At 42.5% G+C, this 13,682-nt stretch carries 13 protein-coding genes; 6 read left to right on the top strand and 7 right to left on the bottom strand.

Annotated elements, in window-relative coordinates; translation table 11 throughout:
* Positions 1–545 precede the first annotated feature (545 nt).
* Complete coding sequence (locus ABF638_RS00460; protein ID WP_435019248.1) at positions 546–1,217, bottom strand: response regulator; 672 nt, start codon at positions 1,215–1,217, stop codon at positions 546–548.
* 236 nt (positions 1,218–1,453) lie between these two features.
* Between ABF638_RS00460 and lipA the strand changes: the two genes are divergently transcribed.
* Both lipA and ABF638_RS00470 read left to right on the top strand, forming a co-directional pair.
* Complete coding sequence (lipA, locus tag ABF638_RS00465; RefSeq protein WP_435019331.1) at positions 1,454–2,368, top strand: lipoyl synthase; 915 nt, start codon at positions 1,454–1,456, stop codon at positions 2,366–2,368.
* A gap of 227 nt (positions 2,369–2,595) precedes the next feature.
* Positions 2,596–2,733: a photosystem I protein PsaX gene (locus ABF638_RS00470; protein ID WP_181931953.1), complete on the top strand. Its 138-nt coding sequence runs from the start codon at positions 2,596–2,598 to the stop codon at positions 2,731–2,733.
* A 21-nt stretch (positions 2,734–2,754) separates the two neighbouring features.
* On the opposite strand, the gene ABF638_RS00475 is transcribed toward ABF638_RS00470, so the two are convergent.
* Positions 2,755–3,621, bottom strand: coding sequence for a branched-chain amino acid ABC transporter permease (locus ABF638_RS00475; RefSeq protein WP_069070067.1), 867 nt, complete (start codon positions 3,619–3,621; stop codon positions 2,755–2,757).
* A gap of 206 nt (positions 3,622–3,827) precedes the next feature.
* Between ABF638_RS00475 and hrmK the strand changes: the two genes are divergently transcribed.
* Together hrmK and larE are read left to right on the top strand one after the other, a co-directional pair.
* Entirely contained in the window at positions 3,828–5,681 is a 1,854-nt protein-coding gene (gene hrmK / locus ABF638_RS00480; protein ID WP_435019251.1) for a hybrid histidine kinase/response regulator HrmK, read from the top strand.
* Positions 5,682–5,817: 136 nt separating this feature from the next.
* Positions 5,818–6,645, top strand: coding sequence for an ATP-dependent sacrificial sulfur transferase LarE (gene larE, locus ABF638_RS00485; RefSeq protein WP_435019333.1), 828 nt, complete (start codon positions 5,818–5,820; stop codon positions 6,643–6,645).
* Positions 6,646–6,655: 10 nt separating this feature from the next.
* Here the strand turns inward: larE and ABF638_RS00490 are convergent, their stop codons facing one another.
* A complete protein-coding gene (locus tag ABF638_RS00490) occupies positions 6,656–7,012 on the bottom strand; it encodes a DUF4864 domain-containing protein (protein ID WP_435019335.1) in 357 nt (118 codons plus the stop codon).
* Positions 7,013–7,082: 70 nt separating this feature from the next.
* The gene (locus tag ABF638_RS00495) at positions 7,083–8,135 is read right to left on the bottom strand and encodes an SGNH/GDSL hydrolase family protein (RefSeq protein WP_435019253.1); all 1,053 of its coding nucleotides are present in this window, start codon (positions 8,133–8,135) and stop codon (positions 7,083–7,085) included.
* Positions 8,136–8,693: 558 nt separating this feature from the next.
* On the opposite strand from ABF638_RS00495, the gene ABF638_RS00500 reads away from it, so the two are divergent.
* Positions 8,694–8,906 (top strand): helix-turn-helix domain-containing protein, encoded by a 213-nt coding sequence (locus ABF638_RS00500; RefSeq protein WP_181932701.1) that lies wholly within the window; start codon positions 8,694–8,696, stop codon positions 8,904–8,906.
* A 381-nt stretch (positions 8,907–9,287) separates the two neighbouring features.
* The gene (locus ABF638_RS00505; protein WP_073640193.1) at positions 9,288–9,482 is read left to right on the top strand and encodes a hypothetical protein; all 195 of its coding nucleotides are present in this window, start codon (positions 9,288–9,290) and stop codon (positions 9,480–9,482) included.
* A 73-nt stretch (positions 9,483–9,555) separates the two neighbouring features.
* Here ABF638_RS00505 and ABF638_RS00510 read toward each other — a convergent pair whose 3' ends face one another.
* From ABF638_RS00510 to psaB, 3 genes are all read right to left on the bottom strand, one after another.
* Positions 9,556–10,461 carry a DNA-methyltransferase gene (locus ABF638_RS00510; RefSeq protein ID WP_435019255.1) on the bottom strand — a complete coding sequence of 302 codons (906 nt, stop codon included), beginning with the start codon at positions 10,459–10,461 and terminating at the stop codon, positions 9,556–9,558.
* Between the two features lie 232 nt (positions 10,462–10,693).
* Positions 10,694–11,134 (bottom strand): cyanase, encoded by a 441-nt coding sequence (gene cynS / locus ABF638_RS00515; RefSeq protein WP_435019257.1) that lies wholly within the window; start codon positions 11,132–11,134, stop codon positions 10,694–10,696.
* 223 nt (positions 11,135–11,357) lie between these two features.
* Positions 11,358–13,583, bottom strand: a complete 2,226-nt coding sequence (gene psaB, locus ABF638_RS00520; RefSeq protein WP_181931960.1) for a photosystem I core protein PsaB — start codon at positions 13,581–13,583, stop codon at positions 11,358–11,360.
* Between the last annotated feature and the right edge of the window lie 99 nt (positions 13,584–13,682).

Raw genomic sequence — 13,682 nt, forward strand, 5'->3', positions numbered from 1 at the left:
TATAATTTATAATATAATTTTCGCCAATATCTGAATCTTGAACTATGTAATTATGGAAAGGCTAACTTTGGTATAAAGCTATAAGGTTTATAAGGATATTGCTACCAAATGTATCTGACAAATATTTGCTCTTGTTACTTTTGATCTGTGGACTAGCTTGCAAATTTTGATGCAGATTTTGGATGAGTAGACTAAATAACAAAAAAGCCTGCCGTTCTCCTTAGCTTAAGAGGAAACTGTGGCAGGTTTCATGAGTATTGGGCTGCATTGCTAGACTAACAACTGATTTCAACTCCTTCTTCTGTAAAGACGCTATGTGTAGCTGACTTCACCATAGGAGTATGGATAATTTAAAATTCAAAATTCAGAAATTATAGAGGTGCAGATAATCGCTAGTTATTTTTTCCTGTTTTTGAATTTTGTTGTCAACGATGATTTGTCAACATAAGTGTTTTTGAACTAACTATTTTTACCCGCTTTTAATCGGACACCCGTTATTAGAGACGGTGTATTTTTTGCTGCGATAATAATAACGAGTACAAATGCTACTTGATTTTTTGTTTAATAAAAGTCACAACCTGAGTTAGCTGTTTCTTCAAACCATCAATTTCTGCTTGCATTTTGACAATTTTCTCGTTCAACGCATTAATTTCTGCGTTGGAGACTCCCCCGGTACTAGGATCTGCGTTGCTTACCGCCGTAGGCATCGCAGTATTTATAGCACTAGGAATTGCGTTGCTTGTCGCCGTAGGCATCGTAGCAGTTGCAACACCAGAGGCTGTAGCCGTGCTATTTTTAACAGCAACTGCTGCTCCTACTGCGACGAGTTCTGGGCGCGGCTGTTTCGCCTTGGTCATAGCTAACTTAATTGCGCTAATTAGTTGCTTCTGATCAAAAGGCTTGCCCAGAAATTCAAAATATTCAAAGGGTTCTGTAATTTTCTCGGTCACCTCTTCCTTGCGACCAGACATAATCACTAAAGGAATTTTCCTTAACTCAGGATCGGCTTGAACTTTCTGGAAAACCTCCCAGCCACTCATTTTAGGCAACAGGAAATCCAGCATAATCAGGCTGAGTTTTTCCTGAAGGATAAAATTTAGTCCTTCCAAACCATCTTTTGCTTCCAGTACCTCAAAATTGCCCGGAGGCAACATTTCTCGTACTTTTACTCTGACAACTGTAGTGTCATCGATAACTAAAATCTTGTTGCTTGCCACGACTGTTTGCTCTAACAGAAACTATAAGTGTAAATAGCGGCCTTGCCGATTGTCCTTGAGAATCCTCCCACTATATACAAAATTTCTAGCAATTGGGGGATAGTATATTTCGGTATAAATGACATTGCTAGAGGTGTTTTGCAAAACTTCTATTTTTGTTATGGGCAATTTATGTCATCGTGATATTTAAAGCTTAAACTTGCCCCACAGTTCCTTTGGATCTTGCTTGAATGTCTATGATTTCGTCACAACAAGCCGAACTCAAGTCTGAAATTATGGCAATGCCTAGCTGGTTACGTCGCCCTATTGGCAAAGCCAGTGAAATCTCTACCGTACAACGCATTATTAAGCAGCGCCAGATTCACACGATTTGCGAAGAAGGACGCTGTCCCAACCGGGGAGAGTGCTATGCCCAAAAAACTGCAACTTTCTTACTAATGGGGCCTACTTGCACACGCTCTTGTGCTTTCTGTCAAGTAGATAAAGGTCATGCACCAATGCCTCTTGATTTAGAGGAACCCCAAAAAGTCGCACAGGCGGTGCAGCTTTTAGGATTGCGTTATGTGGTGCTGACTTCTGTAGCCCGTGATGACTTGCCTGACCAGGGTGCAGAGCACTTTGTGCAGACGATCGCGACTATCCGCCAGTTGAACCCAGAGACTCAAATTGAGGTGCTGACTCCAGATTTTTGGGGTGGTGCTGGTGTTGGGGAATCAGGTCAACGCCAGCGGATAGCGATGATTGTGAAAGCCAAACCAGCTTGTTTCAATCACAATATTGAGACAGTACGACGGTTAACTGGGCCAGTGCGTCGGGGAGCCAAGTACGATCGCTCACTCTTGGTGCTGGCTATAGTCAAAGAAATCGATCCGACAATTCCCACCAAATCAGGTTTGATGCTAGGACACGGAGAAACACTTGATGAAGTCGTTGAAGCAATGGCCGATTTAAGGGCTGTGGGGTGCGATCGCTTGACTATCGGGCAGTATATGCGTCCAACTCTTGAACATCTGCCAGTCCAAAAATATTGGAATCCAGAGGAATTCGAGCAACTTGGCATATTAGCATGGGAAATGGGATTCAATCATGTTCGTTCCGGGCCTCTGGTTCGCAGTTCCTATCATGCTGGAGAGGAGGGAGCGGGGGGATGAGGAAGCAGGAGGAGCAGGGGAGGCAGGGGAAGAAAGAACCAATGCTACATACCCAATAAATACCCAGTCCCCATTACCCCTTATCCCCAGAGGGGGCCCCACCATCCCCAGTCCCCTAATCCCAATCCCCAATTCCCAACTTCACACAAATATTCTTAAAGAATTTGGGTATTTGGTACGCCAGTTTGGTATTTCTTAAAAAGTCCTGACATTAGGAGAATCACATTATGACTGCTAAAGCTAAGAATTCCGCAGTTGCCGACAGTGGAGCTAAACCTCCCTACGCTTATCGCACAGGCTGGGCACTGTTCTTGTTGGCTATCAATTTCCTGGTAGCAGCCTACTATTTCCACATTATTGAATAATTAGAAGTGGAATGGTGCTGCTCAAATCGTTCCTTTGAATAAACCTTTGGGACGAATGAGCAGCACCAAAATCATGATCAACAGTGCAACACCTTGTTTATACTGTGAACCCAGCCAAGGAGTGCTAATTTCCTGGACGATGCCAATGATAAAAGCTGCTGCGATCGCACCGTAGGGATTGCCAATGCCACCAAGTATTACTGAGGCAAATAATGGTAAAATTAAAAACCATCCCATATTCGGGCGCACGGCTGTAATTAACCCATACATACTGCCGCCCAATGACGTAAGAGTGCCCGCAATTAGCCAAGTCCAGAAAATTACTCGGTCAACATTGATACCTGAAACCCTAGCTAAATCCAGATCGTCGGCAACTGCTCGCATTGCCTTGCCAATTTTGGTATTTTGCAGCAGGTAATGCAGCGCCAAAATTGCTAGCACCGCCAACCCCAATACCAATAATTGATTTTGCGGCACTTTTAAACCCAAAATATCTAAAGCCGGAGTAACAGGTAAATTATAATTTTGGTTCTTGCCACCCCAGATAAAAATAATCCCATTGCGAAGAAATAAGGCAAGTCCAATAGAAATAATAATCAGCGTAGTGGAAGTAGCACGAATAGAGCGCATCTTTGACCACAACAACTTTTCCGATAACAGCATTGCTGCTACTGTTCCCGCCGCTGCCAAAATCATTGACAGCCAAATATTAACTCCAATAGTGTTTATCAGCCAAGTCAGATAGGCTCCTAAAGTGAGAAAGTCACCATGAGCAAAGTTAGATAGCCGTAAAATTCCATAGGTAAGAGTCAGTCCGACTGCGGCTAGAGCAATAATGCTCCCCACCGCAATCCCATTAACGATTAGTTGGGCGAATTGTGTATCCATAAGTCTTAAGTTACTTTTAAAAAATTTTAGGTCAGTGGCTCATAAAATATTTTTTTTGGTCTAGCTGCTAAACTCGACATCATAAGCTATGGTTTATAACAACATAAGTTATGGTTTATAAATAAAAAAGAATTGTCGGCTAATATACATAGAATCCTATTCGGATTTTTATGCGAAGCTAAACTTGTTCAGCGGTCTAGTTGACCATGCAGCAGTATTCAAGCTTATCAGACCAGAACTCACAGATAGATGTAACGCCAAAACTTTTGAGAACAATTGAGCAACTTCGCGCACAGCTGTGGCTGGAGAGCAGCTTGAACAAGTTGCAAAGTCGCCTTAATGATTGCCTGCTTTCTGCTTGTAACACTGTCCCACAGGCAGGAGCCGCACAAGCGGAAATTCTCCAAACTGTGGTTAACGAAATTAACAGTGCTGTTAACAGCAGTAATCTGGTGCTTGCAGATTGTGCCGTAGGCATCGCTCTGTTTCAACCACAAGAAACTGTTGCCACAGTTTGCTATATTTCTCGTTCTCCATCCCCAAACTCACAACCTTTATTTTTAGAAGTGCTGACAGCAGAAAAAAAGCTGCTGTTGAGATTGCAAGAGGTCATAAAACTCGAAGATTTGCAACAGCTTGAGAATCAACAACCACCCAGTGCTTGGCGGTTGGCTGATGATTCTGGCAACGTCATGGGTTGGCTAATTATCGCCGCAACGCCCCTAAGCTCTGATCGTGAGTCGCTCATAAAATCACAAGCTCAACTCAGATCACAATTGATGGCAAGGTCTGCCAAGTACTGTACTACAGCTTTGGTACAACTTAGACACATCCTATCTTGGGAGCAACGGTATCAACAGTTAAGTAATTCTAATCAAGAATTGGAGCGCACCAATCAACTCAAAAATCAGTTTTTGGCAAATACCAGTCACGAAATTCGCACACCACTTAGTTCCATTATTGGGTTTACCCACCTGCTTTTAGCTCCAGGGTACGAACCAACAAAAGAACGCCAGCAAGAGTATTTAAATATCATTCAGTCTAGCGGCAAGCACCTGTTAGCTCTGATTAATGATATTTTGGATCTCTCTAAAATTGAAGCAAATCAGCTGGAAGTGCAGTGGGAAAAAGTAGATGTGCCAGTGCTGTGTAGCAACGTTTTGGCACTGGTGAAAGAGAAAGCCGCTAATAAGGGTTTGAAACTGTGCTTAGAACTTGAACCTGATATCACAACCCTAGTAGCTGACCCCTTGCGACTCAAGCAAATGCTGTTGAATTTACTCTTCAACGCCCTAAAGTTTACTAGTAAAGGAAGTGTTGGTTTACAGGTTGCTTCCAAAGGTGTATGTGTGCATTTTACAGTTTGGGATACTGGCAGTGGCATTTCTCAAGAAGACCAAATTCAACTGTTTCAACCCTATTTCCAAATTGCCAAGGCCGTAGCTGATGGTGTTGAAGGTACTGGTTTGGGTTTAGCAGTGACTCAGAAACTTGCCCAAATTCATGGTGGTTCGGTGAAAGTTGAATCTGAAGTAGATCGCGGCTCCCGTTTTACCCTCGTACTTCCCCTTAAGCAAGAGGTGGGAGTGGGAGGAGATGAGGAAGCAGGGAAAGATGAGGGAGTAGGGGAAGCAAAATTTTCCTCATTTCCTCTGCCTTTCACCCCTAGTTCTTCTGTAGAAATTTTGCTGGTAGAAAATGACTTACCCAACGCTGATTTGATGCAAATTTATCTACGTAAATTGGGATATCAAGTGACTTGGGTTAAGAATGCTGCCGAGATGTGGGAAACTCTAACTGAGTTAGAGCCTGTGGTGATTTTAATGGATGTTTATCTAGCAGATGGAAATGGTCTTAACTTGGTGCAACAACTGCGAGAACATCCACAATATCGGACGATTCCGGTAATTGTTCAAACAGCAATGGCAATGAAAGGCGATCGCGAAACTTGTCTAGCTGCTGGAGTAGATGACTATATTTCTAAACCAATTGATTTACCACTTTTAGCTAGTCTGGTGGCCAAGTACAGTAAAGCACCAAACTCGGTTGATGAGGAATGAGGAGCAGGGAGCAGGGGGAAAATTCCTCTCCTCTGACACTTCCCCCTGCCCCAATACCCCATGCTCAATGCCCCATAATTCATGACTACAATAGTGTTTATTGGGTGCTATAGGGTTTTGGCAGGATTGGGAAATGATGCTTACAGAAAAATTTGAGCAATTAAGAGCCTTATTTAGAGAAATGGAGCAGGCGTTGATTGCCTACTCTGGGGGCGTTGATAGCACTTTGGTTGCCAAAATTGCTTATGATGTGTTGGGCGATCGCGCTTTGGCTGTCACTGCTGTTTCTCCTTCGCTGTTGCCAGAAGAGTTGGAAGACGCCAAAATTCAAGCTGCAACTATTGGGATTCCTCATAAAATCGTCCATACTCACGAGATGGAAAATCCCAATTACACCTCTAACCCGGTTAATCGCTGTTATTTTTGCAAAAGTGAATTGCACGACACTCTCAAACCTTTAGCTTTAGAGTTGGGTTATCCCTATGTAGTCGATGGGGTAAATGCTGATGATTTGCATGATTATCGCCCAGGAATTCAGGCGGCTAAGGAAAGAGGGGCGCGATCGCCTTTAGCAGAAGTGGGTGTCAGCAAAGTTGAAGTTCGCCAACTTTCGCAACAACTTGGTTTACCTTGGTGGGATAAACCTGCTCAACCTTGCCTCAGTTCTCGGTTTCCTTACGGTGAAGAGATTACTGTGGCTAAGTTGCAACGAGTCGGTAGAGGAGAAATTTATCTGCGAAAGCTAGGTTGGCAGAATTTGCGTGTGCGATCGGAAGGGGATACAGCACGCATTGAATTACCACCAGAACAAATTAAAGAGTTTGTGTTGACTAATGATTTACAAACATTAGTTTCTGCATTCCAAGATTTTGGATTTATCTATGTAACCTTAGATTTGGAAGGTTATCGTAGCGGTAAGTTGAATCAGGTTTTAAATCGGGAAGCCTTGGGCGTTAAAGCATAAGATTTTTAATTTATTTGCCTTCTAGAGAAACTAGAAAGCAACCGTTAATCCTCCAGATATTATCGGGCTGTTTTTCCATAAAATATAAAGCCCTCAAGGGAACTCCATCAGGAGAAAGTAGCAGCACTGGTTGAGTTATGTTTTCCTGGATGGTTGTTACCTTTTCAAAAAAAACAGAACGAGGACGGTATACAGCTGGGTAGCTTGTCTTTACCATCTGCATAAAACTTTCTGGGTTTCCGAATTGCGCCTGGATTGCTTGACTAGCGAAGGCAAAAGCACCTTGGGCATCATCCTTTTTAAAGGCTGCCAATTGGTGTTCAATTACAGAACGGATGTTGATGGTATCGCTGTCAGTAACTTCCATAAATGTAAAAATTGCGTAGGCGCAGCCCGTCGTAGACATCGCTCAAAATGTCGGTCAAGCGATCGCTCAATTACTCACGCTGAGTGAGCTTGTATTCTATCTGCTGTAGTGCTGTTCGCCACACATCATATCCTTCTTGAGACAGGTGCAATCCATCTGTAGTCAACTCTGGGCGCAAATTGCCTTCCATATCCGTAAACCAACTATAAATATTTAGATAATTAGCACCTTCTTCTTTGGCAATCACGGTTAGTTGGATGTTGATGTGACGAATGCGGCTATTGGAAAGTTTTGGTAGGCGAGTCGGCAAAATTGATTGGACAATGATTTGAGTTTGGGGATGAGTCTGCCGTAAACGACGGACAATCCGGCGATAATTACGCAAAATTGCTTGATCGCTATCGCCTTTTCGTAAGTCGTTAATCCCAGCCATAATGTAAATTACATTTGGCCGTGTTGCCGAAAATGCTCCCAATCTTTTTAAAACGCCACTGGAAGTATCTCCAGATATGCCTTGATTTAGCCACAATTTACCAGCAGGTAGTTTTTCTCTAGGAAACCACATGCTTAAAGAATCACCAACTAAGATACTGAGATGATTTGCACCTTGACCTTGAGCGATCGCTCTCGCTTCTAAAGCTAATAAACTTTTCCAGTCGTCATAAGTTAGTTGACGTTTCTTGATCGACTCCCACAATGATTGCAAATTATCACTATTTACGCGTGTATAAATCTGACCTGTTTTCAGAGCCGCCAATCTTTGGTAGTAAAGCTGATTGCCAGATGTCAATAAGAGGCTAGTTGCTTGGGCGCTGGGGTTTATTAATGACTCTGTTGTGGCTGGTAATCCCTGACTGCTGAATTCTGGTACGCTAGGGACGTTTTTCTCACCTACTGTTGGCTGCGAACTTTTTAGGGGTTGGAACGCTTGGCCGCTGAGTTCTGGTAAGGAGAGATCAACGCTGGGGATAATTTTTGTACTGACTATTGCCTGCGAACCCTGTTTTAAATCCCACAGGAATTTAGAACTTTCGGGCAGGACAATTGACAGATGTGGAAGAGCCGATGCTGGTATTGCTAATCCTGTTAACAAGCCTGCTGCCAACAGATAAGGGTCCCTCATCGTTTTCTCTCTCCTCTACTCACTGCTTTTCCCTATGACAGCATTAGTTGCCTGTATTCAGGAAAATTTTACTTCGGTTAAGTTATTATTCTTATTTACACTGTATAGTTCTGTAAAGCGTGTTCACGAGATTATGTTTGACAATTTACGATCTCTTTAAAGTACGGTTTTCTCGGTGGTATAGAAGTCTTGTTTGTGAGAATCTTTCTACTGAAAGCATTGTTGTCATCAACCGACCACTTTCCACAACTCAGTTGTCACAAATATTGTAAGTGTTGGCAAACTTGGCGATTAGTGAGTAATTTTTGAGTATCTCAGGATAGAGGCTTTTGCTTTTGATATTGGTAATATAGGAAATAACCATTTGATTTCATGTTTCTAGCTTTCAGTAAATTGTAGCGATCGCACGAGAGTTTGCTAGACCGAGAGGCGATGTCTGACCACAAGCGGTTTCTCTACGATACGCTCCATGTAGCTTGCTTTTTTGCAGAAGCACACGTCTACCCTTTTTTATTTCTCATATTAAATTGAGCGGTGCAAATGCATCAGTTATCAAATATGGGATTAGTCAGATTAAAGATTCGAGAACTAGCAAAAGAGAAAGGATGGACACTCAAGGAAGTTTCTGACCGTTCTGGGGTAATTTACAGCACAGTTAGAAGTTATGCGCGTCGTCCGGCAATGACAACAGTTGACTTTACTGCTATCCACAAATTAGCTCGCACCTTTGATGTGACGATTGAAAATTTAGTGGAAATTCTGGAGGAATAGGCAAAAGTTTAACTGTTTATAATACTGATATCATACGATGATGTGTCCTGAGTGAGCAAGCATCAAGTTTACCATACTGAGAAGTTTAGAACTCACTATAGGAATCATATTTGATTTCTTAAAAAATCTCAGTTGTCTTGTAGGATGTTTTAGCAGAGGGTAACGCACCATTTCAAGCTTGTAGTACCGTACTCTCGGCAATACATAATATACGTGTATTTCAAGAATAAAATACTAGTCCTATATACGTAATTTAAAAATTTATGTTTACTCATTGAAGTATGGGTTGAAACACATTTAAATTAAGTTTTACCTCTAGAGAATAACCTCATTGAAAGTGCTAAGATTTAGGCTGAATCATTAGTGTTTTCCTTTTATTACGTGGCTAGAGCTAGTACAGCGATTGGTGTCAGTCCCATTATTAAAGAGATTGTGCAAAAACAGGCACATTCGACACGTTTGACCCTAAAAGAAGTTATTCTCATGGGAATGTTAGCTATTGACAAACTAGATGATCAAGGTCGTCAAGAGCTAGCGGATCAAGTTCATCAAATGCAGGTAAATGGAGAAATCTAAGTGAGTAATTATGAGTTATGAGTTATAAGTTATAAATTTTAACTTCTTGCTCCTGACTCTTCACTTAATTTGGTTATTCGCTAAATCGATAACGACTTCCCATTACATAATTCTCATTAATTTCAAAAGAAATCCATCGGCGTTGCAGAGTTTCAGCAACAAAGCCGGTTGTATTAGAACCTGCAAATGGATCTAATACTATATCACCTTCATCAGTTAAGAATTTGATGAAGAACTCGGCGAACCCTTGAGGAAAACGTGCTGGATGGGGTCTAATTTCTGCTGTTTTGCAGCGTCGTAAATAAGCACTATTAGATTCAGTATTCGCAATTTCTAGCAAATTCGGCGGAATTGCACCCTGGTTATCCTTTTGGAATTTATCAGAAATATCATGTCCGCTAGGACGTATTTTTGCCTTATAACCATTTTTGAGTAATTGTTTCATACTTTGGCTATAGGGCTTTAAAACTTTTCTGTTATCTGCTTTAGGATGCGGTGTTTTAGACAACCACCAAACTGTATTGACTGAATCTTTGACGCGAATTCGCCTGATTGTCACCCACTCAGCAGGAGTTGGCAGTCGAGCCGGATTATAGTGGTAAAATTCTTGAGCAAGAAAGAAACCTACTTCCTTGCATAATCTAACTAAAAGTTCGTATTGGTAGATACTCCGCACGGGATTACCAGGTAGGTAAGCGCCGCCTAAATCTAATACGAATGAACCATTATCTGCCAGGATTCTTTTAAATTCATAAGCAAAAGGTAGAAACCATTCAATATATTTTTCAGCAGTTTCGTTACCGTATTCTTTTTTGCGGGTGAGTGCAAATGGAGGTGATGTGATAATTAAATTAATACTATTATCATCAATAAATTTAATAAGTTTAAGGCTATCACCTAAATATGCTGCTCCGTTCTGCTGGGTATAAAAAGGATTAAAAATTATTTCTTTTGGTGGCGTTATTGGTTCTTCTTGCAAGATTTATAAAATTATCTCATTTTTTCTAGTTATAACTTGTTTTGGTATTGTTCAAGGATTTAATTTTAACAGTTATTTTTTTAACGCAGAGGCGCTTCTCTACGAGACGCTACGCGAACGCTTTCCCGTAGGGTAGGGACACTGAGGAAAGCGCAAATTAACGCAGCGGAGTATATTAACTTTGTATCCCTGTGGATGAGAATATACTCCTGAAATAAGTAAGACTGAAACACTACCACTTTTTGTATGGTAAAAATTTACCAGACATAATGATTTTAACGCGATCGCCTTTGGGGTCTTCTTCTTTTTCTATATTTAAGGTAAAGTCAATGGCACTCATAATCCCGTCACCAAACTTTTCTTGAATTACTTCCTTAATGGGGAAACCATAAACTTGCATAATCTCGTAGAAACGATAAATCAATGGATCAGTTGGTACAACTGGGCCTAATCCTTTTACAGGATATTCAGTCAATTCTTTAATATAACTACCATCTAACCCCAATGCTTCAACTAGTAACTTAGCTTCTTCCTCGGAAGCACTAGCTTGACGGTAGAATAAAGCAGCAATCCATATTTCGTCACGTCCGAGAATTTTTTCTAAATCGGCAAAGCTTAGTTTTTTTTCTTGTTTCGCGGCTAATAGCTTTTGAGTAATTTCGGGAAGGGACATTTGATAACTCCTAGGGTAAATGATATGGTTTTTTTACAACAAGTTTATTCAAAAGCTAGCTGTATTTTTAGTTTCCTATAAAAGCTATCATTGCGAACGCCAGCACCCGACAATCTTTTATGAGTTCTTTCTCATAAACTGGGCATCTTGCCCGCTCAATAAAAAAATCCCCCACCTTGCGGTAGGGGATTTTTATTACTTATCTACAAAACTAGCAGCCGAATTAACCGAACTTACCAGCAGTAGAAGCAATCAAGAATGCGGCGTAAGTTACGATGTAGCCAACTGTGAAGTGAGCTAGACCAACGACACGAGCTTGAACAATGGACAGAGCAACGGGCTTGTCTTTCCAGCGAACTAGGTTAGCTAGAGGAGTGCGTTCGTGTGCCCAAACAAGGGTTTCAATCAACTCTTGCCAGTAACCTCTCCAGGAGATTAAGAACATGAAGCCAGTAGCCCAAACTAGGTGTCCAAACAAGAACATCCAAGCCCAGACAGACAGGTTATTCACGCCGTAAGGGTTGTAACCGTTAATCAACTGAGCAGAGTTAGCCCAGAGGTAATCGCGGAACCAGCCCATGAGATATGTAGAGTTCTCATTGAACTGAGCTACGTTGCCTTGCCAAATACCTAGATGTTTCCAATGCCAGTAGAAGGTCAACCAACCAATGGTGTTGAGCATCCAGAATGTAGCGAGGTAGAAGGAATCCCATGCTGAGATGTCGCAAGTACCGCCACGACCGGGGCCGTCGCAAGGGAAGGCATAGCCGAAGTCCTTTTTATCGGGCATCAGCTTAGAACCACGGGCATCCAAAGCACCTTTGACCAAGATCAAGGTGGTGGTGTGCAGACCTAAAGCGATCGCATGGTGAACCAAGAAGTCGCCAGGGCCAATTGTCAAGAACAGGGAGTTAGTACCAGCATTAATGGCATCTAACCAACCTGGCAACCAAACGTTAGCGTAGTTAGGCCATGCTGTGTAAGCAATACTATCTGGGTTAGATAGCAAAGTATCTAAACCGTACAGTACTTTACCGTTTGCAGCTTGGACGAATTGAGCAAATACTGGCTCAATCAAGATTTGCTTTTCAGGAGTACCGAAAGCAACTACTACGTCGTTGTGTACGTACAAACCAAGGGTGTGGAAGCCCAAGAAAAGGGATACCCAGCTTAGGTGGGAAATAATCGCTTCTTTGTGCTTCAGCACGCGGTCAAGTACGTTGCCTTTATTTTGTTCTGGATCGTAATCACGTACCCAGAAGATTGCTCCGTGAGCAAAAGCACCAAGCATCAGGAATCCAGCAATATACTGGTGATGCGTGTACAACGCTGCCTGAGTTGTGTAGTCCTTCGCAATAAATGCGTAGGAAGGCATGGAGTACATGTGCTGCGCTACCAGGGAAGTAACAACACCTAGCGCTGCTAAGTGCCAACCCAATTGGAAGTGCAAGGAGTTGTTGTAGGTGTCGTAGATACCTTGGTGAGGTAGGTTGAACGGGCCTTCAACAGGAATACCAAAGAAACTCTTGGCATTCAATGCTTCTTTGAGACTATGACCAATCCCAAAGTTTGTCCGGTACATGTGACCAGCAACGATAAATAAAACTGCGATCGCTAGGTGGTGATGAGCTATGTCAGTCAACCACAAAGCTTCTGTCTGGGGATGGAAACCACCCAAGAAACTCAGAATTGCAGTTCCTGCACCTTGCGATGTCCCGAAGATATGTCCAGGAGTGTCAGGGTTTTGAGAGTAAACACCCCAGTTGCCTGTAAAGAATGGTGTCAAACCGGCTGGGTGGGGTGGGGTATTCAGGAAGTTATCCCAACCTACGTGCTGACCGCGAGCTTCGGGGACAGCAACGTGAATTAAGTGACCTGCCCATGCCAATGAACTAACACCAAACAAACCTGCTAAGTGGTGGTTTAGGCGATGTTCCGCGCTCTTAAACCATGCCAAGCTAGGACGGTACTTGGGTTGCAAGTGCAGCCAACCAGCAAACAGTAATACAGCAGCGAATAATAGCAAGAACACTGAACCGTTGTACAGTTCGCCGTTATTCCGCATACCGATGGTATACCACCAATGGTAGAGACCAGAGTAGGTAATGTTTACCGGATTGCTAGCGCCCGCTTGGGTAAAAGCTTCGATTGCTGGTTTACCAAAGTGGGGGTCCCAAATCGCATGGGCGATGGGACGGATGTGAAGGGGATCTTTAATCCACTGTTCAAAGTTACCTTGCCAGGCCACGTGGAACAGGAGGCTGGATGCCCACAGGAAGATGATTGCCAAGTGACCGAAGTGAGTTGCGAAAATCTTTTGGTAAAGATTTTCTTCCGTCATGCCATCATGGGTTTCAAAATCGTTGCCTGTAGCGATCGCATACCATATCCGACGAGTCGTCGGGTCCTGTGCGAGATCCTGGCTAAATTTCGGAAATTTTGTCGCCATAGGTTTAATAAATCCTCTGACCTTTAGCCATCAAATACCAGCGTTTAGAGTCCTGAGTTTTGAGTCCTGAGTACCAAGTTTTGAGTATTTTCTCAGCAC

This window comes from Nostoc sp. CALU 1950, from assembly GCF_051172895.1.
Lineage (GTDB): Bacteria > Cyanobacteriota > Cyanobacteriia > Cyanobacteriales > Nostocaceae > Nostoc > Nostoc edaphicum_A.

What these genes read in the sequence shown, in the direction of transcription:
- lipA (WP_435019331.1), top strand. Translation starts at nt 1,454, where the DNA reads ATGATTTCGTCACAACAAGCCGAACTCAAGTCTGAAATTATGGCAATG.
- ABF638_RS00470 (WP_181931953.1), top strand. Translation starts at nt 2,596, where the DNA reads ATGACTGCTAAAGCTAAGAATTCCGCAGTTGCCGACAGTGGAGCTAAA.
- ABF638_RS00475 (WP_069070067.1), bottom strand. Translation starts at nt 3,621, where the DNA reads ATGGATACACAATTCGCCCAACTAATCGTTAATGGGATTGCGGTGGGG.
- hrmK (WP_435019251.1), top strand. Translation starts at nt 3,828, where the DNA reads ATGCAGCAGTATTCAAGCTTATCAGACCAGAACTCACAGATAGATGTA.
- larE (WP_435019333.1), top strand. Translation starts at nt 5,818, where the DNA reads ATGCTTACAGAAAAATTTGAGCAATTAAGAGCCTTATTTAGAGAAATG.
- ABF638_RS00490 (WP_435019335.1), bottom strand. Translation starts at nt 7,012, where the DNA reads ATGGAAGTTACTGACAGCGATACCATCAACATCCGTTCTGTAATTGAA.
- ABF638_RS00495 (WP_435019253.1), bottom strand. Translation starts at nt 8,135, where the DNA reads ATGAGGGACCCTTATCTGTTGGCAGCAGGCTTGTTAACAGGATTAGCA.
- ABF638_RS00500 (WP_181932701.1), top strand. Translation starts at nt 8,694, where the DNA reads ATGGGATTAGTCAGATTAAAGATTCGAGAACTAGCAAAAGAGAAAGGA.
- cynS (WP_435019257.1), bottom strand. Translation starts at nt 11,134, where the DNA reads ATGTCCCTTCCCGAAATTACTCAAAAGCTATTAGCCGCGAAACAAGAA.
- psaB (WP_181931960.1), bottom strand. Translation starts at nt 13,583, where the DNA reads ATGGCGACAAAATTTCCGAAATTTAGCCAGGATCTCGCACAGGACCCG.